This window comes from Arhodomonas aquaeolei DSM 8974, assembly GCF_000374645.1.
GTDB classification, from domain to species: Bacteria; Pseudomonadota; Gammaproteobacteria; order Nitrococcales; family Nitrococcaceae; genus Arhodomonas; species Arhodomonas aquaeolei.
Genome location: NZ_KB894801.1, coordinates 68,607 through 93,977 on the forward strand (window position 1 = coordinate 68,607; position 25,371 = coordinate 93,977).

Annotated in this window: 27 protein-coding genes; 12 read left to right on the top strand and 15 right to left on the bottom strand. The window is 69.8% G+C overall.

Annotation, left to right across the window (positions count from 1 at the left end):
* The first annotated feature begins 60 nt into the window (after positions 1-60).
* A complete protein-coding gene (locus tag C516_RS0102615) occupies positions 61-2,028 on the top strand; it encodes an acetoacetate--CoA ligase (protein WP_018716806.1) in 1,968 nt (655 codons plus the stop codon).
* Between the two features lie 132 nt (positions 2,029-2,160).
* Here the strand turns inward: C516_RS0102615 and C516_RS0102620 are convergent, their stop codons facing one another.
* Both C516_RS0102620 and C516_RS0102625 read right to left on the bottom strand, forming a co-directional pair.
* Positions 2,161-3,036, bottom strand: coding sequence for an AEC family transporter (locus C516_RS0102620; RefSeq protein ID WP_018716807.1), 876 nt, complete (start codon positions 3,034-3,036; stop codon positions 2,161-2,163).
* 3 nt (positions 3,037-3,039) lie between these two features.
* Entirely contained in the window at positions 3,040-3,429 is a 390-nt protein-coding gene (locus C516_RS0102625; RefSeq protein ID WP_018716808.1) for a carboxymuconolactone decarboxylase family protein, read from the bottom strand.
* Between the two features lie 206 nt (positions 3,430-3,635).
* On the opposite strand from C516_RS0102625, the gene moaC reads away from it, so the two are divergent.
* Complete coding sequence (moaC, locus tag C516_RS0102630; RefSeq protein WP_018716809.1) at positions 3,636-4,112, top strand: cyclic pyranopterin monophosphate synthase MoaC; 477 nt, start codon at positions 3,636-3,638, stop codon at positions 4,110-4,112.
* Positions 4,113-4,128: 16 nt separating this feature from the next.
* Here moaC and C516_RS0102635 read toward each other — a convergent pair whose 3' ends face one another.
* From C516_RS0102635 to C516_RS0102650, 4 genes are all read right to left on the bottom strand, one after another.
* On the bottom strand, positions 4,129-5,322 hold the full coding sequence (locus tag C516_RS0102635; RefSeq protein ID WP_018716810.1) for an efflux RND transporter periplasmic adaptor subunit: 1,194 nt from the start codon (positions 5,320-5,322) through the stop codon (positions 4,129-4,131).
* 5 nt (positions 5,323-5,327) lie between these two features.
* Entirely contained in the window at positions 5,328-7,700 is a 2,373-nt protein-coding gene (locus C516_RS0102640; RefSeq protein ID WP_018716811.1) for an ABC transporter permease, read from the bottom strand.
* The gene (locus C516_RS0102645; protein ID WP_018716812.1) at positions 7,697-8,437 is read right to left on the bottom strand and encodes an ABC transporter ATP-binding protein; all 741 of its coding nucleotides are present in this window, start codon (positions 8,435-8,437) and stop codon (positions 7,697-7,699) included. Before C516_RS0102645 ends, C516_RS0102640 begins: the two co-directional genes overlap by 4 nt.
* A 93-nt stretch (positions 8,438-8,530) precedes the next feature.
* A complete protein-coding gene (locus C516_RS0102650; RefSeq protein ID WP_018716813.1) occupies positions 8,531-8,857 on the bottom strand; it encodes a 4a-hydroxytetrahydrobiopterin dehydratase in 327 nt (108 codons plus the stop codon).
* 167 nt (positions 8,858-9,024) lie between these two features.
* Here C516_RS0102650 and C516_RS0102655 point away from each other — a divergent pair, with 167 nt between their 5' ends.
* The 3 genes from C516_RS0102655 to C516_RS0102665 are packed head-to-tail and all read left to right on the top strand — an operon-like array spanning position 9,025 to position 11,887.
* Entirely contained in the window at positions 9,025-9,801 is a 777-nt protein-coding gene (locus tag C516_RS0102655) for a (Fe-S)-binding protein (RefSeq protein ID WP_018716814.1), read from the top strand.
* Positions 9,801-11,222 carry a lactate utilization protein B gene (locus C516_RS18330; RefSeq protein WP_018716815.1) on the top strand — a complete coding sequence of 474 codons (1,422 nt, stop codon included), beginning with the start codon at positions 9,801-9,803 and terminating at the stop codon, positions 11,220-11,222. Before C516_RS0102655 ends, C516_RS18330 begins: the two co-directional genes overlap by 1 nt.
* On the top strand, positions 11,219-11,887 hold the full coding sequence (locus tag C516_RS0102665; protein ID WP_018716816.1) for a LutC/YkgG family protein: 669 nt from the start codon (positions 11,219-11,221) through the stop codon (positions 11,885-11,887). The genes C516_RS18330 and C516_RS0102665 overlap by 4 nt, the downstream gene beginning before the upstream one ends.
* Before the next feature lie 564 nt (positions 11,888-12,451).
* On the opposite strand, the gene mazG is transcribed toward C516_RS0102665, so the two are convergent.
* Entirely contained in the window at positions 12,452-13,270 is an 819-nt protein-coding gene (gene mazG / locus C516_RS0102670; protein ID WP_040409165.1) for a nucleoside triphosphate pyrophosphohydrolase, read from the bottom strand.
* 231 nt (positions 13,271-13,501) lie between these two features.
* Between mazG and C516_RS0102675 the strand changes: the two genes are divergently transcribed.
* A complete protein-coding gene (locus C516_RS0102675) occupies positions 13,502-14,113 on the top strand; it encodes a TetR/AcrR family transcriptional regulator (RefSeq protein WP_018716818.1) in 612 nt (203 codons plus the stop codon).
* A gap of 11 nt (positions 14,114-14,124) precedes the next feature.
* On the opposite strand, the gene C516_RS0102680 is transcribed toward C516_RS0102675, so the two are convergent.
* Together C516_RS0102680 and C516_RS0102685 are read right to left on the bottom strand one after the other, a co-directional pair.
* The gene (locus tag C516_RS0102680) at positions 14,125-14,817 is read right to left on the bottom strand and encodes a glutathione binding-like protein (RefSeq protein ID WP_018716819.1); all 693 of its coding nucleotides are present in this window, start codon (positions 14,815-14,817) and stop codon (positions 14,125-14,127) included.
* Positions 14,814-15,224: a tetratricopeptide repeat protein gene (locus tag C516_RS0102685; protein WP_163140250.1), complete on the bottom strand. Its 411-nt coding sequence runs from the start codon at positions 15,222-15,224 to the stop codon at positions 14,814-14,816. Before C516_RS0102685 ends, C516_RS0102680 begins: the two co-directional genes overlap by 4 nt.
* Before the next feature lie 329 nt (positions 15,225-15,553).
* On the opposite strand from C516_RS0102685, the gene ispG reads away from it, so the two are divergent.
* Positions 15,554-16,795, top strand: a complete 1,242-nt coding sequence (gene ispG / locus C516_RS0102690; RefSeq protein ID WP_018716821.1) for a flavodoxin-dependent (E)-4-hydroxy-3-methylbut-2-enyl-diphosphate synthase — start codon at positions 15,554-15,556, stop codon at positions 16,793-16,795.
* On the opposite strand, the gene fdxA is transcribed toward ispG, so the two are convergent.
* From fdxA to C516_RS0102710, 4 genes are read right to left on the bottom strand one after another with little or no spacing between them, the layout of a single operon-like run.
* A complete protein-coding gene (gene fdxA, locus C516_RS0102695) occupies positions 16,780-17,103 on the bottom strand; it encodes a ferredoxin FdxA (protein ID WP_018716822.1) in 324 nt (107 codons plus the stop codon). The two genes, ispG and fdxA, sit on opposite strands and share 16 nt — an antisense overlap.
* On the bottom strand, positions 17,100-17,585 hold the full coding sequence (locus tag C516_RS18335) for an Rrf2 family transcriptional regulator (protein WP_371807617.1): 486 nt from the start codon (positions 17,583-17,585) through the stop codon (positions 17,100-17,102). The genes fdxA and C516_RS18335 overlap by 4 nt, the downstream gene beginning before the upstream one ends.
* On the bottom strand, positions 17,585-18,400 hold the full coding sequence (gene thiD, locus C516_RS0102705; RefSeq protein WP_018716824.1) for a bifunctional hydroxymethylpyrimidine kinase/phosphomethylpyrimidine kinase: 816 nt from the start codon (positions 18,398-18,400) through the stop codon (positions 17,585-17,587). Before thiD ends, C516_RS18335 begins: the two co-directional genes overlap by 1 nt.
* A gap of 46 nt (positions 18,401-18,446) precedes the next feature.
* A complete protein-coding gene (locus C516_RS0102710) occupies positions 18,447-20,000 on the bottom strand; it encodes an AMP-binding protein (protein WP_018716825.1) in 1,554 nt (517 codons plus the stop codon).
* A 91-nt stretch (positions 20,001-20,091) separates the two neighbouring features.
* Here C516_RS0102710 and C516_RS0102715 point away from each other — a divergent pair, with 91 nt between their 5' ends.
* On the top strand, positions 20,092-20,892 hold the full coding sequence (locus tag C516_RS0102715) for a TatD family hydrolase (RefSeq protein ID WP_018716826.1): 801 nt from the start codon (positions 20,092-20,094) through the stop codon (positions 20,890-20,892).
* A gap of 1 nt (position 20,893) precedes the next feature.
* On the opposite strand, the gene dusA is transcribed toward C516_RS0102715, so the two are convergent.
* Positions 20,894-21,928 carry a tRNA dihydrouridine(20/20a) synthase DusA gene (gene dusA, locus C516_RS0102720; RefSeq protein ID WP_018716827.1) on the bottom strand — a complete coding sequence of 345 codons (1,035 nt, stop codon included), beginning with the start codon at positions 21,926-21,928 and terminating at the stop codon, positions 20,894-20,896.
* A gap of 204 nt (positions 21,929-22,132) precedes the next feature.
* Between dusA and C516_RS0102725 the strand changes: the two genes are divergently transcribed.
* From C516_RS0102725 to C516_RS0102740, 4 genes are all read left to right on the top strand, one after another.
* Positions 22,133-22,378, top strand: a complete 246-nt coding sequence (locus tag C516_RS0102725) for a glutaredoxin family protein (protein WP_026320888.1) — start codon at positions 22,133-22,135, stop codon at positions 22,376-22,378.
* Positions 22,375-22,917, top strand: coding sequence for a L,D-transpeptidase family protein (locus C516_RS0102730; protein WP_018716829.1), 543 nt, complete (start codon positions 22,375-22,377; stop codon positions 22,915-22,917). The genes C516_RS0102725 and C516_RS0102730 overlap by 4 nt, the downstream gene beginning before the upstream one ends.
* A 144-nt stretch (positions 22,918-23,061) precedes the next feature.
* Positions 23,062-23,370: an Lpp/OprI family alanine-zipper lipoprotein gene (locus C516_RS0102735; RefSeq protein ID WP_018716830.1), complete on the top strand. Its 309-nt coding sequence runs from the start codon at positions 23,062-23,064 to the stop codon at positions 23,368-23,370.
* A gap of 90 nt (positions 23,371-23,460) precedes the next feature.
* Positions 23,461-24,513 (top strand): DUF2333 family protein, encoded by a 1,053-nt coding sequence (locus tag C516_RS0102740; protein ID WP_018716831.1) that lies wholly within the window; start codon positions 23,461-23,463, stop codon positions 24,511-24,513.
* 9 nt (positions 24,514-24,522) lie between these two features.
* On the opposite strand, the gene C516_RS0102745 is transcribed toward C516_RS0102740, so the two are convergent.
* Positions 24,523-25,362 (bottom strand): class II glutamine amidotransferase, encoded by an 840-nt coding sequence (locus C516_RS0102745; protein ID WP_018716832.1) that lies wholly within the window; start codon positions 25,360-25,362, stop codon positions 24,523-24,525.
* Positions 25,363-25,371 lie beyond the last annotated feature (9 nt).

Sequence of the window (25,371 nt, forward strand, 5' to 3'; positions counted from 1 at the left end):
GTCGAGGCAGGAGCCGCCGCGAGCGCGGCGGGAAGACAGACAGATCAAGGATCACAAGCAATGAGCGCCGACTTCCCCATCGTACGAGAGCCCTCCGACTACGAGCTCCATAACAGCAGCATGGCGCATTACATTCGCTGGCTGGAGGAGCGTGGTTACGGGCCGTTCCCGGACTATCACGCACTGCACCGCTGGTCGGTGGCGGACATCGAGGCCTTCTGGGCGACGATCTGGGAGTACACCGGGGTGATCGCCTCGGCACCGTACGAGCAGGTGCTCGGCGCCCGGGAGATGCCCGGCGCGGAGTGGTTCCCCGGGGCGCGGCTGAACTTCGCAGAGAACCTGCTCCGCGAGGCGTTGCACGGTGACCCGTCGAAGGTCGCGATCACGGAGATCTCGGAGACCCGGCCGCGCCAGCAGCTCACCTACGGCGAGCTCCTCGGCGAGGTCGCGGGCCTGCAGCGCTTCCTCCGCGAGCAGGGCGTCGGCCCCGGCGATCGGGTCGCGGGCATCGTCGCCAATACCTCCGAGGCGGTGATCGGGATGCTGGCCACCACCGCGCTCGGCGCGATCTGGTCCTCCGCCTCGCCGGACTTCGGCGCCAACGGCATCCACGACCGCTTCGGCCAGATCGAGCCCAAGGTACTGATCGCCGTCAACGGCTACGGCTATAACGGCAAGACCTTCTCGCGTCTGGAGCAGATCGCGGAGCTGCGCGAGCGTATCCCCTCGATCCAGTGCGCGGTGGTGATCTCCAACCTGCCAGAGGAGCCGATCCCGGATGACGCCGGCGTGGTCTCCTGGGACGCGGCGCTCAGCGAGGGCCGCGGCGGCGAGGTGCACTTCGAGCAGGTGCCTTTCGATCACCCCATCGTGATCGTCTATTCCTCCGGGACCACCGGCGCGCCGAAGTGCATCGTCCACGGCGGCGGTGGCGTGCTGCTCCAGCACAGCAAGGAGCTGATGCTCCACGGCGACGTCAAGCGTGACGACACGTTCTTCTACTTCACCACCACCGGCTGGATGATGTGGAACTGGCTGGTCTCCGGCCTGATCACCGGTGCCGAGGTGGTGTTCTTCGACGGCTCGCCGGGCTATCCCAACCTGGACGTCCTCTGGGAGATGGCCGAGCGCGAGGGGCTGACCCACTTCGGTACCAGCGCCAAGTTCCTCGGTGGCTGCCGCAACAAGGGCCTGCACCCGGGTGAGGACCACGACCTCTCCAACCTGCGGGTCGTCTTCTCCACGGGCTCGCCGCTGCTGCCGGAGGACTACGACTACGTCTACGAGCACATCAGCCCGGACGTCCTCCTCGGTTCCATCTCCGGCGGCACGGACATCCTTTCCTGCTTCGTCGGCGCCTGCCCGATCCTCCCGGTCCGCCGCGGCGAGATCCAGTGCGCGATGCTCGGCATGGACGTCAAGGCGTTCAACGAGGACGGCGAGGAGGTCATCGACGAGCGCGGCGAGCTGGTCTGCACCCAGCCGGCACCGAGTATGCCGGTACAGTTCTGGAACGACCCGGACTTCGCCCGCTACCGCGGTGCGTACTTCGAGACGTTCCCCGGTGTCTGGGCTCACGGTGACTTCATCAGCTTCAGCGAGACCGGCGGCTGCGTCATCCACGGCCGCTCGGACGCCACGCTCAACCCGGGCGGCGTGCGCATCGGCACCGCGGAGATCTACCGCCAGGTGGAGACCATCGACGAGATCGCGGACAGCATCGTCGTCGGCCAGCCGTGGAACGGCGATGTCCGCGTGGTGCTCATGGTGGTCATGAACGAGGGCGAGGCGCTCACCGACGAGCTCCGGCGCAAGATCCGCAGCCGTGTCCGCGAGGGGGCGAGCCCGCGTCATGTGCCGGCGAAGATCGTCGCCGTCGACCAGATCCCCTACACCCGCAGCGGCAAGAAGGTGGAGCTGGCGGTGACCAAGATCCTCCGCGGCGACACCGTCAACAACCGCGAGGCGCTGGCGAATCCGGAGTCCCTGGACGAGATCGCCGCGATCGACGAGCTCTTCGGCTGACGCCCGGACCACGGCAGACCGGGCGGCGCATCCCCCGCGCCGCCCGGCCCTTTTCCCCTTTCTCTCCCCGAACGTTTCACCGGCGAGGCGACCGCCGACCTCCCTCGCCGCCCCGCCTGACTTCCGCGTGGTCTAGGGCAGCGCGAAGTAGAGAGCGGCGGGGATGATGCCCAGCGACATCAGGTTGCCCAGCGCGACGATGGATGCCACCGCCTGCGGTTCCTGGTCGTAGTGCTCCGAGAGCATGTAGTTGAGCACCGCCGGCGGCAGCGCCCCGAAGACCAGCAACAGCCCGGCCACCGGCTGCGGGGGCTGGAAGATCAGCACCCACGGCACCGCGATGATCAGCCCGGTGACGGGGGCCATCAGCGCGCCACCGATGCCGATCCGCCAGTACGAGAGATCCACCTCCGTGAGGCGGATTCCCAGCGCGACCAGCATCAGCGGGATCGCCACGTTGCCGAGCATCTCCACGCCGGGCAGGACCAGTCCCGGCAGATGCCAGCCGAACGCCATGCACACGAGCCCGGCGGCGGTGGCCACCACCATCGGGTTGCCCGCGAGTTCGCGTGCGCCGATTCGCCGGGTGAGCAGCCACAGCCCGACGGTGAAGTGCAGTGAGTTCTCCACCACGAACATCACCACGGCAACGGGCAGTGCCTTCTCGCCGAAGCCGAAGACCGCCAGCGGCAGTCCGAAGTTGCCCGCGTTGTTGAACATCGCCGGCGGCACGACAGTGCGTACGTCCCAGCCGGTGCGCCGGGCAATGAGCCAGGCGATCGGTCCGGAGCCGAGGATCACCGCGGCGGCGCCGAGCGCCGCGCCGCCCAGAGACAGGTCGGCACTCATGCGCTCGGAGAGCACGTAGAAGATCAGCGCCGGCACGAAGACGTTGACGTTCAACCGGTTGGCGCTGGACATGTCCGCCGGGCGCAGTCGGCCGTAGACGTAGCCCACCAGCACCAGGCCGAAGACCGGGACGATGATCTCCAGGATACGGAGCAGCACCGCTTACGCCCCCGGTTCCGCCGTCATCTCCTCGAGCACCCGCCGGGCGTGGCGGAAACCCTCCATCCCCGCCGGCATGCCCGCGTAGACCGCCACCTGGAAGAGTACCTCGCGGATCTCCTCCACACTGCACCCCTGATTGACCGCACCGCGCACGTGCACGCGGAACTCGTCCATGCGGCCGAGGGCGGCCAGCATGCCCAGGTTGATCAGGCTGCGGGTCGGCGTGGCGAGGCCCTCGCGATTCCAGATATCACCCCAGGCCGTGCGCATCACGAACTCCTGGAACTCGCGGTCGAAGTCGCTGGCATTCGCCAGCGAGCGGTCGACGTGCGCATCGCCGAGCACACGGCGGCGCATCGCCTCGCCGCGCTGAAGGCGGTCGTCGGACATGGTGGGTTCCTCCGTCGGTGTTGCCCCGCCGGGGACGGCGGGTTAGCGTGCCGCAATACTACTAACCCGGTCATTGCCAATGCCAGCTCGCCGGGCATCGCCGTGCGTCACCGGGCGCAGGGCGGCCTTGCCGGCATGTCCGGCGATCGGGCGCAATACGGGTCGACGACAGACACGCATCCGCCTGGAAGGCGCCGGAACCAGTCATGAGCGAACTGACCCATATCAACGAGCGCGGCGAGGCCCACATGGTCGACGTCGGCGAGAAGGACCGCAGCCACCGGGTTGCCGTGGCCGAGGGGCGGATCCGAATGGACGCGGCGACCCTCGAGGCGCTGGTCGCCGGTGATCTGAAAAAGGGCGACGCCCTGGCCACCGCCCGCATCGCCGGGATCATGGCCGCGAAGCGCACCGCCGACGTGGTGCCGCTGTGTCATCCCCTCGCGCTGACCCATGTCGAGGTCAAGCTGACCCCCGAACCGGAGGCAGGGGCCGTGCACTGCAGCGTGCGGGCGGAGACCCGCGAGCGCACCGGCGTGGAGATGGAGGCGCTGAACGCGGTCCAGGCGGCGCTGCTCACGGTCTACGACATGTGCAAGGCGCTTGACCGCGGCATGACCATCGACGGCGTCGGGCTCGTCTACAAGGCCGGCGGGCGCTCCGGGGAGTGGCGCCGGCAATAGGCGAGCGGCGCCGGTCTCAGCCGCCGGCGCGCTCGCGGATGCGGTCACCGTCCGCCAGTGTGGCGTCCGGGTGGATCACCACGCGTTCGCCGGCCTCTAGCCCCGAGCGGATCTGCACCTGCAGCCCGCTGCGCCGGCCGGTCCCGACCTCGCGCAGATGCGCCCTGCCCCCGCTGGCGACGAACACGGCCTCACCGCCACCGTGGGGGAATACGGCGCTGTCGGGTACCTGGAGGACGCCCTCGCCGGACCAGAGCACGAACGCGCAGTCGACCCGGTAGCCGTCCCCCAGGCGGTTCCACTGCGCATGTGGCGAGGCCAGCTGCGAGGTGACCCAGACGCGCTGTTCGTCCACGCCCAGGGCCGAGACCTTGGTGAACGCCGCGGGCTCCACGCGGCTCACACGGGCTTCGAGCGTGGTGTCCCCGCCCCACCCCGTCAGGTCCACGCGCATGCCGGGATGGATGCGCACGGCGTCCACGGACAGCACATCGGTGCGCACCTCCAGCGAGGCCGGGTCGCCAATTTCCACCAGCGGCGCGCCCCGCTCCACCGGACCGGCGCTCTCGCGGGGCAGCGCGAGCACCCGGCCCGCCACCGGTGCGCGCACGGCGATGCCCTCGCTGCTTCTGTCGCCCTCGCCATAGTGCAGTACCGCGCGCGCCGAGGCGAGCTCGGCGGCGGCGACCTGGACGCGGAAGCGTGCCGAGCGCAGCGTGGCTTTGGCGCGGCGATCGGTGGCCCGGACGATATCCAGGTTCTGCGCCGGAGCGTAGCCCTGCTCGTGCAGCCGGCTCACCCGGGCCAGCTCGGTGGCGGCCCGCTCTGCCTCCGCCTCCGCCGCACCGACGTCGGCGGCGGCCGCGTGCAGGGCCGCCTCCGCGCTCGCCACGTCGGCCCGAGCCCGGGCCTCGTAGCGCGGATCGAGCAGCTCCGGCTCCTGGGGGTCGATCCGGGTGAGTACCGTGCCCGGGCCCACTGCGTCCCCCACGTCCAGGTCGATGCGGCGCAGGGCGCCGGATACCGGCGCGGCCACGACATAGCGGTCGCGCACCCGGGTCTGGCCTTCACGTTCGACGGTCACCGCCAGCGGTCCCCGGGCCACCACAGCCAGGCTGACCGGCGCCGGGGCCGGCAGGAACGCGTATACGAGGCCGCCGAGGACAGCCACCGCGAGCACGGCGCCGGCGATGCGTCTGGACCAGGTCACGTGTCTTACTCCCTTGTCTTGAGTGCGGCCACCAGGCTCAACCGGTTGAGGCGGAACAGGATGAGCACCGCCGACAGGGCCGCGGCGGCGAGTACCGTTGCCGCCGCGAGGCCGTACGTGACCGGCCCGATGACCAGCGGGATACGGTAGAGGTCCGAATTGAAGCCCCGCGCGAGCAGCCAGCACAGGCCCGCCCCCATCAGGAACCCCGGCGGGATGGCGGCGAGCGTCAGGACGATCAGCTCGGCGAGTATGATATAGGCCACTTCGCCGCGGCTGTAGCCGAGCACCCGCAGGCTCGCAAGCTCCCGGGACCGCTCGGACAGCGCGATCCGGGCGCTGTTGTAGACCACCCCGAAGGCAATGCTGCCGGCCAGTGCGGAGCTGATCAGGGTGAACACGGCCATGATCCGGCCCATGCTCTCGTCGAAGCTCTCGATACTGCGACGTCGGAGTCCGACACCGGCGACCCTCGGCATGAGCTGAAGTCTGCGGGCGAGTGCCGTCGCCGTCTCCGGACCGGTGGCCAGGTAGGCGCCGGAGACTGCCCGGCCCTCGTCGAGACGGCGGTTGAGCGCGTCCAGGCGCATGTAGCCCTGTGCACCTAGGTACTCGCGGGCGAATTCGGCCACTGGGATATCCAGTACCGGCCGGGCCCCTTCGAGCACCCGCACGCGCACGCTCCCACCGGTGCTCAGTGCGAGGTGCTCGCGCAGGTAGTCGGTGAGGATCACGCCGTCCCGGGGCAGCCGCAGGGGATGGAGCGTGTCGTCCAGCACGCGGTGCAGCCGGCTTCCCGGTGTCAGGCCCAGGATGCTGGTGCGATAACGGTGCCGGCCGTTGACCAGCTCCACGGATATCGCACGGAACGGCTCCACGAAGCCCACCGCCGGGTCCGCGGCGAGGCTGTAGAGGGCGTCGTGATCGGTGGGCTCGGTGAAGGTGGCGGTGACGTCCTCCCGCTGGGCGAGGCCGAACTGGATATCCAGCATGTAATCGATGGCGTCCGTGCCGAACCGGGAGAGCATCATGATGCCCACCGCCGCGGCGATACCGAGCACGGACAGCGCCGATTTGCCGCCGTTGCGCGCGAGGTGGCGCACCACCATGCGCGTGGGCTGATCAAGCAGCCGGCGCAGGCCGCTGCGCTCCAGCAGGCTTGCCCGATAGGTGGGGGGCGGTTCGGGACGCATCGCCTCGGCGGGCGGCAGGCGCGCGGCGGCGCGCACCGCGCCGAGGGCCCCCGCGAGCGCCGCACCCGCGGTGGCGGCAACGGCGATCACCGCGGTAGCCGGGTCGAGGCGGTGGATGAAGAACGGGAAGCGGAAGATACCCTGGTAGGCCGTGCTCATCCCGTGGCTCATCCAGCCGCCCAGGGCGATGCCGAGGGCCGCGGCCACCATCGCCACGGCCAGGATCATCGAGGCGTAGTGCATAGCGATGGTGACGTCGCGATAGCCGAAGGCCTTGAGGATGCCGATCTGCTCGCGCTGGTTCCGTACCAGCCGGTGAACGACGACGTTGAGCAGGAATGCCGCCACGGCGAGGAACACCAGCGGTATCGTGCGGGTGAGGACGCCGAGCTCGTGCATCTCGTTGGCGAGGTAGCGGTTGGAGATCTGGTCCGCACGGGGGTGGGCGCCCAGACCGCCGTATCGGTCCACAACGGCGTCGACCCGGTCCACCACGGCCGCGGCTTCGGCGCCGGCGGTCAGGGTGAACACGGCGCTGTTGAAGGCGCCGTCCATGTCGTAGGCGGTCGCGAGCGGTGTGCGGTTCATCCACATCACCGCGTAGCGCTCGAAGTCCGGGAGGATGTCGCCGGGGCGGATCTGGTAGATGTGCTCCGGCGAGAGACCGATGCCCACCACCCGGAGGCTCTGCCGGCGTCCATTGATGATGGCGCCGAGCGCCGCCCCCGGGGACAGGCCGTGCGCCTCGGCGAATGACTGCGAGACCACCACCTCGTCGGTGGCCGCGGTCCGCGGCAGCCGCCCCTGGCTCAGGTAGAGACGGTTCAGCCCGGGCCGGCGGCCGTCGGGGATGCTCACCAGCTGTGCGGTGGCCGGCTCCGGGAAACCGGGCACGTCCAGGTTGGCCCGGGCGACGACCCGTGTGCGTGCCGAGGCGACGCCGGGAATGGCGGCAAGGCGCGAGGTGGCCGTCTCCGGGGCCCGCTTGAGGGAGACGAACACGTCAGCGAACCGGTAGTCCCGGTAGAAGGCGTCCCGGGTGCGCTCCAGCCCGGTGTGGGTGGTGTTGAGCCCCACGTAGGCGGCAACCCCGCTGGCGAGGACGAGGGCGATCGCAAGCATCGGCCCGCGCAGGTTCCAGAGATCGCGCAGGGCCTTGCGCCGGAGTGCGGACGCCCCTCTCACCAGCTCAGGCTCTCCAGTGGCCGGCGCTCCGCGTTCACCTCCACGCCCGTGATGCGGCCGTCGCTCATGTGCACGACGCGGTCGGCGATCCCGGCGATGACCGCGTTATGGGTGATCACCGCGGTGGTGGCGCCGACCTCCTCGTTGGCGCGCAGCAGCACCTCCAGTACCCGGATCCCCGTCTGCGAGTCGAGCGCACCGGTAGGCTCGTCACACAGCAGCACCGCCGGGCGCTTCGCCACCGCCCGTGCGATGGCCACCCGTTGCTGCTCACCGCCGGAGAGCTGCGCGGGGAAATGATGGAGCCGGGCACTCAGGCCGACCAGTGCCAGCGCGTCCTCCGCGGGCATGGGGTCGTCGGCGATTTCGGTGACGACCTGGACGTTCTCGCGTGCCGTCAGGCTCGGGATGAGGTTGTAGAACTGAAAGACGAAGCCGACGTGATGGCGGCGGTAGGCGGTGAGCTCACGTTCACCGGCGTGGGTAATGTCGCGGCCGCGATACAGGACCCGGCCGCCGGAGGGGACGTCGAGGCCACCGAGGATATTGAGCAGCGTGGATTTGCCGCTGCCCGAGGCGCCGAGTATCACCGCGAACTCGCCGGCGTACAGCTGCGTTGTGACGCCGCGCAGGGCGACGACGTCGATCTCGCCCACCCGATAGGTCTTGGTGACCGATTCCGTGCGGAATACGGCCTCGCCCTGCTCCGTCGGCGCGTTGTTTCCGCCCTGCGGCATCGTCCCTGCTCCCCGCCGCGCCCCCGGCCGGCACGGCTGCAGAAAGTATACCGCAGTGTACGGGATCGCCAGCGCGTCTCCCGGGTCAGGACACTAAATCAGCCGATCGATCTTGGCGGCGAGGATGAAGTCGTTCTCATGCAGACCCTGGATCTTGTGCGTCCAGATCTCGACCTCCACGTGCCCCCAGCCGAAGTGGATCTCCGGGTGGTGCTGCTCCCCCTCGGCAAGCTCGCTGACCTGGTTGACGAACGCCAGCGCGGAGGCGAAGTCGCCGAACCGGAACGCGCGGATGATCCGCATGGGATCCTCTTCCAGCCGCCATTCCGGGAGCTGGCCGAGATGGCGTTCCGCCTCGTCGCGGGACATCGGCGGGGTGCCGCCGCGGCACGGGGTGCAGCTCTGCTCGCTGAGTGCCATGGTGCGTCCTCCCTGGTCACGGATGGAAAGCGGTAACCTGCGTTACCGTCGTCATGGACGACGTGGGGTGTTGGTGGCGTTTTTCAAACCGCCGCCGGCCGGTTGAGCTTTCGGGCCCCCGCGGGTAACGTGGTCAGACCAATAACGAAGGCCCCGGTTGTGACAACATGACTGAAGCGACGACAAGCGGCCAGCCCCGGGTCGGGCTGTTCGTCACCTGCCTCGTGGACCTGTTCCGCCCCCGCGTCGGTTTCGCCTCGGTCCGGCTGCTCGAGCAGGCCGGCTGCACCGTGGAGGTGCCCGAGGGCCAGACCTGCTGCGGCCAGCCGGCCTACAATAGCGGCGATCTCCCCGATACCCGGGCCCTTGCGCGCCAGACCATCGAGGCATTCGAAGAGTGCGACTACGTGGTTGGCCCCTCGGGCTCGTGCATCGGCCAGCTCCGCAAGTATCCCGAGCTCTTCGAGGACGGCGACCCATGGCGCGAGCGCGCGGAGGCGCTGGCGGCGCGCAGCTGGGAGCTGTTCGCGTTCCTCGTCGACGTGCGCGGCATGAGCCGGGTGACGGCGCGCTTTCCGGCGAACGCCACCTATCACGACAGCTGCTCCGGGCTGCGCCAGCTCGGTGTGAAGGCCCAGCCGCGGACGCTGCTCGGCAGCGTGGAGGGACTCACGATCACCGAGATGACGGACACCGAGGTCTGCTGCGGCTTCGGCGGGACGTTCTGCGTGAAATACCCGGAGATCTCCGAGCGCCTGGTGGACGACAAGAGCACGCGGATCGAGGAGAGCGGCGCGGAGACAGTGCTCGCCGGCGATCTCGGCTGCCTGATGAACATCGCCGGCCGGCTACGGCGGCGCGGTTCCGGCGTGCGCGCCTACCACGCCGCCGAGGTCCTCGCGGACATGGGCGACGCGCCGGCGATCGGCGAGGAGGACGCCTGATGGAGGCCCGGACCCACACGTTCAAGGCGAATGCGCGCGCGGCCCTCGCCGATGACAACCTGCGCACGGCGCTGGCCTCGGCCAAGGGCGGATTCGTCGCCAAGCGTGCCGGGGCGGTGGAGGCCTTCCCGGACTTCGAGGCGCTGCGCGAGCGCGGGGCGGCGATCAAGGACCACACCCTGGCCAACCTGGACCACTACCTCGCCCGCTTCACCGCGAACGTCAGCGAGCGCGGCGGCCAGGTGCACTACGCCGGCGACGACGCGGCGGCCCGTGAGATCATCCTCGGCATCTGCCGTGATGCCGGGGCGCGGCGGGTGATCAAGTCCAAGACCATGGCCGGCGAGGAGATCTCGCTCAACGAGGCCCTGGAGCGCGAGCACGAGCTGGTGGAGACGGACCTCGGCGAGTACATCATCCAGCTTGCCAAGGAGCCGCCGAGTCACATCATCGCACCGGCGGTGCACAAGACCCGCGCGGACATCACACGGCTGTTCGACGAGCATCACCACCACCGCATCGACGGTCCGCTGCGCCCTGCCCCGGAGCTGGTGGCCGAGGCGCGGCAGGTGCTGCGCGAACGTTTCCTGGAGGCGGACGTCGACATCAGCGGCGCAAACTTCCTGATCGCCGACACCGGCACGGTCACGCTGGTCACCAACGAGGGCAACGCCGATCTCGGCACCACCCTGCCCCGGGTGCACATTGTCATCGCGGGCATCGAGAAGCTCGTGCCCGGTACCGAGGAGGCATCGACGATGCTGCGCCTGCTCGGGCGCAGCGCCACCGGGCAGGACATGAGCGCGTATACCACCTTCCTCACGGGCGCACGACGCCCGGACGACCCCGACGGCCCGGACGAGTACCACGTGGTGCTGCTCGATAACGGCCGTACGGGCATGCTGGGTAACGAGTTCCGCTCCATGCTCCGCTGCATCCGCTGCGGCGCGTGCATGAACCACTGCCCGGTGTACGGCGCCGTGGGCGGGCACACCTACGGCTGGGTCTACCCCGGCCCCATGGGCCAGGTGCTCACGCCGATGTTCCGCGGCCTGGACGGCACTGTGGATCTGCCCAACGCCTGTACCCTGAACGGGCGCTGCGGCAGCGTCTGTCCGGTGAAGATCCCCCTGCCCGACCTCATCCGCCACCTGCGGGACTGGCAGTTCGACGCCCACCTGGGGCATCGCACGACCCGCTGGGCGCTGCATGCCTGGGGCTGGGTGGCCCGGCGTCCGCGCCTGTATCACCCCCTCGCGCGGATCGGCACCCGGGTGCTGCGCTGGATCGGCGGCCGCCGCGGCGGCGCGGCGCGGCGCATGCCCCTGGCCGGCGGCTGGACGGACGCGCGTGACCTGCCCCTGCCCTCGGGCACAACGTTCCAGGCGGCCTGGCGGGCGAAGCGCAAGGAGGACGCATGAGCGACACGGCACAGCGCTTCTTCAGCACCATCCGCCGCGCCCTCGGTCGCGAGGCCGCGCCAGACCCCGAGGCCATCGAGGCGGAGCGCCGGGCGCTGATGGCGGCGCCCGCGCCGCGCCCGAAATGGAGCGGCGACGACGTCACGCGGCTGCTCACGCGCCTGGAGGCCGCGGCTGCCACCTCGGAGCGGATCGCCTCCCGCGCAGATATCCCCGCGGCGGTGGCCCGGGTGCTGCTCGATGCCGGGGCCCCCGGCGGGCCGGTGCAGATCGGTGCCGATCCGCTCCTCGCCGGGCTGGAATGGACGCAGGAAGTGACCGTGGCCAAGGGGATCGATGGCGTGCGCACGGCACCGGCGTCGGTGACGGTGGCCGTGGCGGGCATCGCGGAGACCGGAACGCTGGTGCTCCGCTCCGGGCCGGATAACCCCACCAGCCTGAATTTCCTGCCCGAACACCACGTCGTGGTGCTACGGGCCGGCGACGTCGTGGACTACATGGAGACTGCCTGGGCGCGGCTGCACGCCGACGGCGATCTGCCCCGGACGGTGAACTTCATCACCGGGCCGTCGCGCACCGGGGATGTGGAGCAGACCATTGAGCTCGGGGCGCATGGACCACGGCGGCTGCACGTGCTGCTGCTGGAAGATCACGACCAGCTGTGACCTTCCGGCAGGTTGTTCACTCGCCACCTCCCCGGGAGAGCGGAGGGACAACCCGGACGACGCTGCCAGCAGGTCCGTGTGAACAACCCTGGACGTTGATCCTGGTCCGGGGGGCGGATGGACGTTCGGGCAGGTCGTGCACCGCAGGCGTGTGACATCCCGGACGGGTCCCGACAGCGTCGCACACGGCCCGCGGCCGTGTGCGACCTACCCGAGCTACTCCGGGATAGAGGATGGACGTTCGGGTAGCTCGTGCGCCATAAGGCGTGCGACATTCCGGGCCGGTCCCAGCGGCGTCGCACACGGCCTGCGGTCGTGCACGACCTACCCCCCCCCCGGTGCCCGTCCGCGACGATCTCGTCTGCCGGGCGCAGCCGATCTCGTATGTCTCGGGGTTGCACGGCCAGGCGACAGATCCCGTAGGTTGGCTGCTCCTGGCAGCCAACATCCCCTCCTGCGGTGCCGGCAATGTCGACTACCCCGGGCAGCGGCCGACCTTGCATTTCCCGGTGTTGAGGGGGTGAACGGCCAGACGGCTGCACCGCGGTTACGGCGTCGGCCGGATCAATCCCCGCCGGCGGCCGTCTTGTCCCGCGCCTTGGCCTGCTGGTAGGCGGCCTCCAGGGTGTCGAAATCGCACTCCCCCGGCTGCCGGCCCGTCTCGGCGAGCACGGTCTCCAGGCCCCGGAAACGGCGCTCGAACTTTCCGTTGGCGGCCCGCAGCGCCTGCTCAGGGTCGCTGCCGAGGTGGCGGCCGAGATTGGCGCAGGCGAACAGCAGATCACCGTATTCCTCGTGGATGTGGTCACCGTCGCCGCTCGCCATAGCGTCCTCCAGCTCCGCGAGCTCCTCGCGGAGCTTGGCAATCACCGGCCGTGGCTCGTTCCAGTCGAAGCCGACCCGCGCGGCACGTTTCTGGAGCTTGACGCTTCGACTGAGCGCCGGGAGCGTGCGCGGGACGTCGTCCAGCAGCCCCGGTTTACGGCCCTCGCCGTCGGCGCGCTGCGCGCGCTCCGCCGCCTTGATCGACTCCCAGGCGCGGGTCTGGCTTTCCGCGTCGCGTTCCTCCGCCTCGCCGAAGACGTGGGGGTGGCGGCGCACGATCTTGTCCGCGATGGCGTTGGCGACGTCGTGGAAATCGAAACGCCCCTCCTCCGCGGCGAAGCGGGCGTAGTAGACCACCTGGAAGAGCAGATCCCCGAGCTCGTCGCGGAGGTGATCGTAGTCGCCCCGCTCGATGGTGTCGGCCACCTCGTAGGCCTCCTCGAGGGTGTGCGGCACGATGCTCCGCCAGTCCTGTTCCAGATCCCACGGACAGCCGCCATCGGGGTTGCGCAGGGCGGCCATGATCTCGATCAAACGGTCTACGGGGTGTTGAGGCATTCTGATCTTCCTGCTCTGCGAGGGGCGAGTATGGACGCCCCCGGCCGCCAGCGCCAGAATACGGCCGGGGATGCCGGCTACGGATCATCCACGCGATGGACCGGCCGCCGGGGATATGACGCTACCGGCGCCGGCACCGAGGCAGGGCCGCCGCGCCCTGTCGGGGCGCGGGACGCCGCCCGACGGGCATCCCGCAGTCGGCCAGTGAGGCACAAGAAGGAGAGGCAGTTCGTGGCAAAACCGGTTACACCCGCCACCGCCCGAGGGGAGCGCACCCGCCAGAAGCTGCTCGATGCAGCGGAGGAGGAATTCGGCGAGAAGGGGTTTCACAGCGCCTCTATCAGCAATATCACCCGCCGCGCCGGTGTCGCCCAGGGCACGTTCTATATCTACTTCTCATCCAAGGAGGCCATCCTCCGGGCCCTGGTGGAGCACATGAGCCGCGAGCTCCGTCGCTCCCAGAGCGAGGCGGTGCGCGGCTGCAACGACCGTATCGAGGTCGAGCGCACCGGCTTCCGGCAGTTCCTGCGCTTCGCGCTTGCGCACAAGAACCTCTACCGCATCGTCATGCAGTCCCAGTTCGTGGACCCGGACGTGCATCAGCGCTACTACGAGACGCTGCTTGCCGGCTACGAGCGCGGCATCGCCGAGGCACAGGCACGCGGCGAGGTCCGCCAGGGCGACCCCCGCGCCCTCGCCTGGGCGCTGATCGGCATGACCTACTTCTTCGGTAAGCGCTACGCCACCTGGGAGGGCGAGATGCCGGAGGAGCCGGCGATCGAGACCGTCCTCGACTTCATCGAGGCAGGTCTGCGACCGCCGTCATCCGGCAGTGCCCCCTGAGGTGACCCGGCTCAGCGGCGCTGGTACTGCCCGGCACCGAAGAGCAGCCGTTTGGCCTCCTCGTCGAAACCGTTCTGGCGGGAATCGGCGAGCACGGACACGCCGCGCTGCACGGCCGGGCGGGCCTCTATGGTGTCGTACCAGCGCTTGAGATTCGGGTAGTCGGCGAGGTCCTGGCCCTGGTTCGCGTGAGGGCGGATCCAGGGGTAGGCGGCGATGTCGGCGATACTGTAGTCCCCGCCGGCCAGCCACTCGCACTCGCCCAGACGACGGTCCATGACCCGGTACAGCCGGGACGTCTCGTTGGTATAGCGGTCGTAGGCGTACTGGATGTGCTTGGGCGCGTAATTGCGGAAGTGGTGCGCCTGGCCGAGCATCGGGCCGAGCCCGCCCATCTGGAACATCAGCCACTCCATGACGCGGTAGCGGGCCTCGCCGTTCGCCGGCAGGAAGCGCCCGGTCTTCTCGGCGAGGTAGAACAGGATCGCGCCGGACTCGAAGACGCTGATCGGCCGGCCTTCCGGGCCGTCCTCGTCCACGATGGCCGGGATCTTGTTGTTCGGGCTGATGCGCAGGAACTCCGGCTCGAACTGGTCGCCCTTGCCGATGTTCACGCCGTGGACGCGATAGTCCAGGCCCATTTCCTCCAGTGCGATATGCACCTTGTGGCCGTTGGGCGTCGGCCAGCTGTAGCAGTCGATCATGGCTTGTCCTCGGTCTCAGTGCGTTGCGGACAGTGCCCGGCCCCCTGCCAGGTCTGCAGCCCCCGAAGGAGGCAGGCGGCGAGTGCCGTGGTTCGCTCGTCCCGTGCGGCATCCGCGGGCAGACCTGAATGCGCCTCGACGAGGGAGCGCCACGCGAGCCGGAGCTGCACCAGTCCCAGGTTGTGGCGGGCCCGGGCCATTGCCGGGTCGGCATCAAGCGCTTGGTAGAAGGCGGCCTCCGCCGCCCGGAGCCGGTCGAGCTCCACCCGCGCGTTACCGAGCCGGTACCAGGCATGCGGGTCTCTGGGTGCTGTTTCAAGGTAGCGCTCGTAACGCGTGGCGGCGAGCCGGTAGTGACCGGCCTCGTAGGCACGATCCGCCGCGGCCTTGTCGTCGCCCTGCCCCATGGGAAACGCCGCGCACCCGCTTGTCACGGCCGCGATGAGCACGAGGAGAACACCGAGTCGGTGTCCCGGCAGCGATTGCATGACGGAGGCGGACATAGCTAACGCCACTCTTCAGCTCCGGATGGTGTGCCCGTGGACACGAGGCGTGCAGTGTAGCAGCGCAGGCATGCCCGCCGTGCACCGACGGGCCCCGGTATCGCAGCCCCCTCGCCGTGTGGGCCGGCACCCCGCGCGCATCGCGTATCCGTTCGGGGAGAGGTGGTATTACCCGTAAGCGGGTTAGTATCATGAGCGGACTACACCCGCTGCATGCGTGAACACCCAGGTCCATGTCCGAATCCGTGATTAACCGGCGCCACAGCGTGCCCGTCGACGTCGGCGGCGTCACCGTCGGCGGCGATGCCCCCGTCGTCGTGCAGTCCATGACCAACACCGATACCGCCGACGAGGTCGGCACGGCGGTCCAGGTCGCGGACCTGGCGCGGGCCGGCTCGGAGCTGGTGCGCATCACCGTCAACAACGAGGCCGCGGCCGCGGCGGTGCCGGCGATCCGCCGCCGGCTCGACGACATGGGCGTGGACGTGCCCCTGGTCGGGGACTTCCACTTCAACGGTCACCGTCTGCTCACCGCCTACCCGGACTGCGCGGCGGCACTGGCGAAGCTGCGCATAAACCCCGGCAATGTGGGCAAGGGCCGCCGGCGCGACCCGCAGTTCGCGACCATGATCGACATCGCCCGGGACTTCGACAAACCGGTGCGTATCGGCGTGAACTGGGGCAGCCTGGACCAGGACCTGCTGGCCCGGATGATGGACGAGAACGCCCGCCTGTCCGAGCCCGCCCCACCGGCGAGCGTGATGAAGCAGGCAGTGGTGCGCTCGGCGCTGGACTCCGCCGAGAAGGCCGAGGCCCTGGGGCTGCCCCACGACCGCATCATCCTCTCCTGCAAGATGAGCGTGGTGCAGGACCTCATCACGGTCTACCGCGATCTCGCCACGCGCTGCGACTACCCGCTGCATCTCGGCCTGACCGAGGCGGGCATGGGCTCCAAGGGCATCGTGGCCTCGTCGGCGGCGCTGGCGGTGCTCCTGCAGGAGGGTATCGGCGACACCATCCGCATCTCGCTCACCCCGGAGCCCGGCGAGTCCCGGACCCGGGAGGTGGTGGTCGCCCAGGAGCTGCTCCAGACCATGGGCATGCGGGCATTCACGCCGCTGGTCACCGCCTGCCCCGGTTGCGGGCGGACCACGAGCACCTTCTTCCAGGAGCTCGCCGAGCAGATCCAGAATCACGTCCGCGAGCGCATGCCGGAGTGGCGGAACCACTACCCCGGTGTCGAGAATATGACCCTCGCGGTGATGGGCTGCGTGGTCAATGGCCCCGGCGAGAGCCGCAATGCCAATCTCGGTATCAGCCTGCCGGGCACCGGCGAGAAGCCCGTGGCCCCGGTCTACGAGGACGGCGAGAAGACCGTCACGCTCAAGGGCGAGCGCATCGGCGAGGAGTTCGTGGAGCTGGTCGAGGACTACGTCGCCCGGCGCTACGGGCGCGGTGCTCACTCCTCGAGCTGATCGAGCTTGGCGGTGACCGCCGCCCAGTCGTCGGCGTCCGCCGGCGGCGCCTTCATCGACGTGATCACCGGCCACTGTCCGGCGAGCCGGGCGTTGATCTCCAGGAAGTATTCCTGGCCTGCCGGCACGCGGTCGTCCGCATGGATCGCGTCCACCGGGCACTCGAACTCGCATAACGCGCAGTCGATGCACTCCTGCGGGTCGATCACGAGGAAGTTCGGCCCCTCGTGGAAGCAGTCCACGGGGCAGACCTCGACGCAGTCCGTGTACTTGCAGCGGATGCAGGGCTCGGTGACGACGTAGGTCACGCCCGGTGGCCCTCCGCCGCCGGCGCGCTGCGGTGCGCCAGCGCGCCGCAGACGTCGCAGCGCCAGTGCCCGCCGGCGTACTGCCGGGCCAGGGCCTCGCGGATCTGCGGGCGCTGGACGAAGTCGGCGAGGCGGATGTCGTCCAGGTAGGCGTCCAGGCGTCGGGAGAGGTTGTCCCACAGCGCGCGGGTGAGCGCACTGCCGCCGCGGGGGCCGCCGCGGCCGTCCGCCTCCATCACCCGGATGATCTCGCCGACGCCGAGCTCCGCCGGGTCGCGGGTCAGGCGGTAGCCGCCCCCGGGCCCGGGCACGCCCTGCACCAGGCCGGCGTGACGCAGGCGAGTGAAGATCTGGTCCACGTAGGACACGGAGATCCCCTGGCACACCGAGATCTCCGCCAGCGGCACCGGCGTGTCGCCGCCGTGGATCGCCAGGTGCATCAGCGCGCTCACCGCATAGCGGCTCTTGGTGGACAGCCGGATCATGCGCTCTTCCCGTCGAACTCCGAAACCGTGTGGATGTGGTTCACCGGCCCGTGCCCGCCGCCCAGAGGCGTCGCCGTGGCCAGCGCGCGCTGCAGGTAGCATCGCGCGCGCTCGGTGGCGCCCGCGAGCTCCATGCCCCGGGCGATCCCGGCGGCGATTGCGGAGGCCAGCGTGCAGCCGGTGCCGTGGGTGCACTCCGTCGCTATCCGCGGCTGGCGCAGGCACTCGGTGCCTGCCGGCGTCGCGAGGACGTCGGTGATGGTCTCGCCGGCGGCGTGGCCCCCCTTCACGAGCACGGCGCCGCAGCCGAGCGCCAGCAGGGCCTCGGCGGCGGCGATCTGGTCGGCTTCGTCGTGTATCCGCCGCTCGAGCAGCACCTCGGCCTCCGGGATGTTGGGCGTGACGAGGCTCGCTCGCGGTACCAGTCGCGTGCGCAGTGCCTCCACCGCCGCGGTCCGCAGCAGGCGGTCCCCGCTCTGGGCGACCATCACCGGGTCGACCACCAGGGGCACCGTCGGTGCCATCAATTCTAGCATCTCCGCTACTGTTTCTATTACCGGGGCGTCGTGGAGCATGCCCGTCTTGACGCAGTCGGCACCGATGTCGCCGAGCACGGAGCGCATCTGCTCGGCGATGAACGCCGGCGGTACCGGGAAGACGTCCTGGACGCCGAGAGTGTTCTGCGCCGTCAGTGCGGTGATCGCCGTCATGGCATACCCGCGCAGGGCGGTGACGGCCTTGATGTCGGCCTGGATGCCGGCGCCGCCGCCGGAGTCGGAACCGGCGACGATGAGTACGCGTGCGTGAGTCATGGTCCATCCGTCGGTTGTCGGCCCGCCATGGCGGGCGGTGAGGCGATCAGGCACCGCCGGTGCGGGCCAGGGCGTCGCGGTCGACTTTGCCCGCACCGGTGCGCGGCAGCGACTGTGCGCGGATATAGCGTCTCGGGTGCTTGAACCGGGCGAGCCTCGTGGACAGCCACTCCCCTAGTGACTCGGCGTCCGGCAGGTTCGCCCCTGCCGCGGGCACGAGCACCGCCACCGGTACCGCCCCCCAGTGCGGATCCGCGGCCGGAAAGACCCCCGCCTCCGCGATGGCCTCGTGGCCAAGGAGCACGGTCTCGATCTCCTCCGGGGCGATATTCTCGCCGCCGCTCACGAACACATTATCCACGCGGCCGACGATGCTGACACGCCCGCTCTCGTCCTCGCGGGCGAGATCGCCGGTGTGGACCCAGCCGTCGGCGTCGAGGACGGCGGCGGTACGCTCCGGATCGTCGACGTAGCCGTCGAAGGCATGGGGGCTGCGCAGCCACAGCTCCCCCGCCCCGCCCCGCGGCGCCGGGGCGCCGTCGTCGGCGACGATGCGGTAGTCGCAGTGCGGGAAGGCGGTGCCCACGCTCCCCGAGTGACGGACCAGCGCCGCCGGGTCGTCGCCGCGGCCGAGGTGGATGAAGTTCGACGGCCCGGCCTCGGTCTGGCCGTAGCTCTGGCCCACCGCAATCCCGCGCTCGCGGAACGGCACCATCGCCGCGTCGCTGCAGGGTGCCCCCGCGGTGGTGATTCCGGCCAGCGACGACAGATCGGTATCGGCGAACCCCGGTGCCGCGCTGATCGCGCGGAGCATCGCCTCCACGGCGCCGAAGTGGTTCACGCGGTGCGCCGCGACCGCGCCGAGCACCGCCACCGGATCGAAGCCAGGCAGCAGCACCACGCAGCCGCCGGCATGGAGGATCGGTGTCACCGTGTTCCAGCCGCCGATGTGATAGAGCGGGAACAGCAGGAGCTCGCGGCGCTCGCCCAGGCCGGCCGGGCTGGCGGCGATGAGCTCCAGGGTGTTCCAGGTCATCTGCCGGTGGGAGACGATGCAGAGCTTGGGCACGCCGGTGCTGCCCCCGGTGTGCACGTAGAGGAACGGCTCGTTGAGCGCGAGGGCGGTATTCCCGGAGGGCGACGCGGGCATGGCGTCCTGGGCCGCAATGGCGTCCGCGTCCAGCCGGTGCCAGTCGCCGGCGTCCGTGCCGACCCCGGCGACGGCGTCCTCCAGGGCCGGATCGACGAGCACTGTTCGGGCACCGCTGCGGTGGACGAGCGCCGCCATCTCAGCCGCGGCAAGGCGGTGGCTCAGGGGCACGAGCACGATGCCGGTGCGTCCGCAGGCGAGATAGACCCGCACGGCCTCCACCGTATTGCGGGTCACCAGCCCCAGGCGGTCGCCACGGCCGATACCGAGGGTATCCGTGAGCCAGTGCGCGGTGCGGGCCACGGCGGCGTCGAGCTCGTCGTAGCGCCAGTGCCGGCCGGTCTCCGCCTCAATCAGCGCGCACCGGTCCGGGGTGAGCGCGGCCCGCCGGCCGACATAGTCGCCGACCCAGTCCATGGGAATCGCGTTCCAGTCCAGCGGCTCGTTCATCGCTCCCTCCACAGGGGTGACACGGGCCGCGGCGACACCGCCGGTGCCGCCGCGTTACCATCCGGGCCATCATTTGAAACGGGAGCGCGCCATGGATCAACTCCGCCCCCTGGTGGACATCGGGGTCAACCTTACCCACCGACGCTTCGCCGCGGACCGCGATGCGGTGATGGAACGGGCCCGCGCCGCCGGGGTGGAGACCATGGTGCTGACCGGTGTCGACGTGGCGGGCTCGCAGTCCGCCGCGGCGCTGGCCGCGGACGCGGCGGACTGCGTGAATACCGCCGGCGTCCATCCCCATCACGCCTCGGACTGGGACGCGGACACCGCGGCAGCGGTCCGCGCCCTCGCCGGCCGGGCGAAGACCGTGGCCATCGGCGAGACCGGGCTCGACTTCAACCGGGACTTCTCGCCACGCCGGGCGCAGGAAAATGCCTTCGCCGCGCAGCTGGAGCTCGCCGCCGAGCTCGGGCTTCCGGTCTTCCTCCATCAGCGCGACGCGGCCGAGCGTTTCACTGCGATCCTTGCGGACTATCGTGACGCCCTCCCCGGGGCGGTGGTGCACTGCTTTACCGACGGCCGCGACGTGCTCCATCCCCTGCTCGACCTGGACTGCCACATCGGGGTCACCGGCTGGGTCTGCGACGAACGTCGCGGAAGCGCGCTGCGGGAATGCCTCGGCGATATCCCGGGGGACCGGCTGATGGTGGAGACGGATGCCCCTTTTCTGCCGCCCCGGGACATGCGGCCGAAACCGCCCCACGGACGCAACGAGCCGGCGTTTCTCGTCCACGTCGCCCGGCGCGTCGCCGATCTGCGCGGCGAGAGCGCGGAGGCGCTGGCCGAGGCGACGACGCGCAACGCCCGCGCGTTCTTCCGCCTCGAGGGCTGAATCAGGCAGCGGCGCCGGCGACGTGCTCCAGGGCGTCGGCGATCACGGCGGCGTCGGCGTCGCGCCGCGGCCCGTGTTCGCTGAGGTGGCGACGCCAGGCGCGGGCACCGGGCAGGCCCTGGAACAGCCCGACCAGGTGGCGGGTCATCCGCGAGAGGCGCTCACCCGCGGCGATCTCGCGGGCGACGTAGTCCATGTAGGCCTCGGCCACGGCGACCCGGTCCGGAACCGGCGTCGTCGCGCCGAAGACCCGGCGGTCCGCCTCGGCGAGCACGAAGGGGGTCTGGTAGGCGGCTCGGCCGATCATCACCCCGTCGAAGCGCGCCAGCAGTGCCTCGGCCTCGTCCAGGTCCATGACCCCGCCGTTCAGCACGACCTCCAGCCCCGGAAAGGCCGCGCGCAGCCGCTCGACCCGGTCATAGTCCAGCGGCGGGATATTGCGGTTTTCCTTGGGGCTGAGTCCGTTCAGCCAGGCCTTTCGGGCGTGGATCGTGAATGAGGTGCAGCCGGCGCCCGCAACGGTCTCGACGAAACGGGCCAGGAAGGCCTCGCTGTCCTGGTGGTCGATACCGATGCGTGTCTTCACCGTCACCGGCAGCCGCGTGGCCGCACGCATGGCCGCGACCATCTCGGCGACCAGTGCCGGCTCGGCCATCAGGCAGGCCCCGAAGCGCCCGGACTGGACGCGGTCGCTGGGGCAGCCGCAGTTGAGGTCGACCTGGTCGTAGCCCCACCGTTCGGCAAGCGCTGCGGCATGGGCGAGCTGCTCCGGGTCGGCACCGCCCACCTGCAGGGCGACCGGGTGCTCGCATGCGTCGAAGTGCAGGAAGCGCCCGGCGCGGCCGTGCCATAACGCCTGCGCCGGCACCATCTCGGTGTACAGGAGGGTCCGGCCGGTGATCAGCCGCATGAGGTAACGGTAATGCCGGTCAGTCCAGTCCATCATCGGCGCCACGGACAGGCGCCGGTCGGGATCCGGCCGGCGGCCCGTCGCCGCTGCGCTGCGGTGGGTATCGGTCTCGTGCTCGTTCGCCATCGGCTCCTGCGGGCTTCGCGGCTGGCGTGGCGGGCGATTGTACACCGGCCGGGCCTGTCGCTTCAGTAGGTGGCCTCCGTCGACGGCGCCGACGCAGTCCCGATCCCGTGGGCGCGGTTGCCGCGGTTATCGGCAGACGATGGTCCCCGCAGGCCGCCGGCTGTGGCAGACTGCGCCGCTAATCCGGCAAGAACCAGATCCATCATGTCCTTTACCGGTCCAGTCGAGTTCTATACCACCGAGGGATGCGGTCTCTGCGAGGAGGCCATGGAGATGCTGCATCCGATCGCGCAACGGCTCGCCATCGATATCCAGGTCCGTGAGATCCTCGACGATGACGACTGGGAGGCACGCTACGGTATCCGCATCCCGGTGTTGCGCCGTGGCGACACCGGCGCCGAGCTCGGCTGGCCGTTCGACGAGGCGGCGCTGTACCGGTTCCTCCTGTGAGCCCGCGCGGTGTGCTGCTCGCGCTGCTGTTCCTGGTGCTGGCGCCCGCGGCAGCGGCGGCCCCGTGGGTCCTCGTCGATACGGACCGTGACCTCGTGGAGGTGCGCGACGGCGGGCGTGTCGTCGATGTCTTCGAGGACATCTCCTGGGGCCGCGGCGGCGTCGCCGACCTCCACCTGAACGGTGACGACACCACGCCGACCGGGGATTACCGGGTCACGCGGATCGACCGTTCCAGCCGTTTCCACGTCTTCATCGGTCTTGATTATCCAACCCTGGAACACCTCTCGCGCGCCTATCAGCGCGGTGTGATTGATAATGCGCGCTACCGCGAGCTGCGCGAGATCGCCTACGATGGCCGTCCACTGCCCCAGGACACGGTGCTCGGCGGCTACATCGGGCTGCACGGTCTTGGCCGCGCCGACCCCGAGTGGCATGAGCGCTTCCACTGGACCGAAGGGTGCATTGCGCTTACCGACGCACAGATCGACCGCCTTCTGGGCTATATTCACGAAGGCAGCCGTGTCGTCATTCGCTGACGGTAGCGCCGACACGACTGCCGGCCGCGGACAGGCTTGCAACGGCCGCGGTGAACAGTGATGATTGGGCCACATAAACCGTCCGTCGGGCGGTTGAGCGACATTCGACCAAACCCTATGCACGACAAGGCAAGGAGTTGCTCCATGACTACCACGCTCAGCACTGCGCTCAAGATTTCCGCCGCTGCGGCCTCCATGGCCCTGCTCGTCGGCTGTGCCTCCCAGGCGCGTGAGGACATGAACGCGCGCATCGACGAGGCGATGATGACCGCCGAGGACGCCCAGTCCACCGCCAACGAGGCCCAGTCCACGGCCAACGCCGCCATGGCCGCCGCCGAGGATGCACAGGCGACCGCCGACGATGCCATGAGCGCAGCCCAGGCCGCGCAGTCGACGGCGGACCAGAACGCCCAGAAGATCGATCGCATGTTCAAGAAGGCGATGTACAAGTAAACACGCCTTCCCGGCCGATCCAGGACCCGCGCCCCTCTGGGCGCGGGTTTTTTCGTCCGGGCCGACGGTCTCGACGCACAGGAACGCCCCATGTCGCTGTTTCAACGCCTTCGCAACCGCTCCACCACGCGCCGCGCCGGTGGTACCGGATATCGCCGGGGGATCGGGCTGGTCGGCGCGCTGATCGTCGTCGCCATCCTGGCGGTGGCCGGCCTCGGCTGGTACTGGAGCCAGTCGCCGGCGGCCTTTGACGTGGTCGCGGCCACGGCGCAGCGCATGCCCGAGGGGCGCGATCCCCAGTCGGTACCCGGCAGCGTTACCACCGCCACGCTCATGAACGTCGCCGGCCGGCTGCTCGACAAGCCGGGCGGCTATATCGGCAACGACGTCATGCCCCCGGGCGTGATCATGGACAACATGCCGAACTGGGAATTCGGTGTAATCGTGCAGGTCCGCGATCTGGCCCAGGCCCTGCGCAACGACATGAGCCGTTCACGCTCGCAGTCCACCGAGGACACGGACCTCGCCATCGCCGAGCCGCAGTTCAATTTTCCCTCGGACTCCTGGTGGTTCCCCGCCTCGGAGAAGGAGTACCGCAAGGGCATCGACGCGGTGGACCGGTACTTCACGCGCCTCATCGACAAGGACAATGCGGACACCCAGTTCTACGCCCGTGCCGACAATCTCAACGCATGGCTGGGACTGGTCAACAAGCGTCTGGGCAGCCTCGCGCAGCGCCTGAGTGCCAGCGTCGGGGAATACCGCTACAACACCGATCTCGCCGGAGACCGGGCCGCCCGCCAGGCGACCCCGGGTCGCGGCGCTTCGGTGGTGGCGGAGACACCATGGCTGCAGATCGACGATGTCTTCTACGAGGCGCGGGGCAGCACCTGGGCGCTGATGCACTTTCTGCGCGCGGTACGCGTCGATTTCGCCGGGGTGCTCGAGGACAAGAACGCGGAGGCGAGCATGGATCAGATCATCCGCTCGCTGGAGCAGTCGCAGCGCCCGGTCTGGAGCCCGGTAGTGCTCAACGGCGATGGCTTCGGGCTGCTTGCCAACCATTCTCTCACTATGGCCTCCTACATCGCCCGGGCCAATGCAGCCATTATCGAGCTGCGCCGGCTCCTGAGCGAGGGCTGACGACAGGCCCTACCGGGTCACGCCACCGTGGCGGGGATGATGCAGCGGCAGCGGGGTGATCGCCCCGCGCGCCCCCGGCTCCACCCGCCGCGGCCGTCCTCCCTCGAAGACGATCATCTCCCCGGCCCGGATCGGGCTCCAGACCTCGTTGTCCGTGAGTGGCTGGGTCGCGATGACCGTCACCACATCGTCCGGCGTGGTGACCTCGGCGAAATCCACGCACACCTCGGCGTCCCGCAGCCGCGCCTCGCCGAACGGCGCGCAGCGCGTCAGCCAATGCAGATGTGTCGAGCAGTAGGTGTGGAGCACCTGGCCGTCCGAGAGCAGCATATTGAATGTGCCCTGCTCCTGCAGGCGTGCACACAGCTGGCGCAGGTAGCGCCAGGCCGTCTCCCGCCGCCGCGGCGGCCGCGGGAACCGCTCCCTGAGCTCGCCGAGCAGCCAGCAGAAGGCGTACTCGCTGTCCGTGTTGCCAATGGGCCGGTAGTGACGCATGGGCCAGCGACGCACGCCCCGCAGGCGCCCGTTGTGGGCGAATGCCCAGGGCCGGCCCCAGAGCTCACGCTGGAATGGATGGGTGTTCTCCAGCGTGACCGGGCCATGGGTGCCCTGGCGGATGTGGCAGATGACGTTGCGGCTCTTGATGGAGTAACGCTGGATCAGCCTCGCCACCTCGGAGTCCGCGCTCGGTGCCGGGTCGTGGAAGATGCGGCAGCCGCGATCCTCGTAAAAGGCGATCCCCCAGCCGTCCCGGTGGGGCCCGGTGAGGCCGCCACGCTGCATCAGTCCGGTGAAGCTGAAGCAGATATCGGTGGGGACGTTCGCGCTCATGCCCAGCAGCTCGCACATGGTATCGCG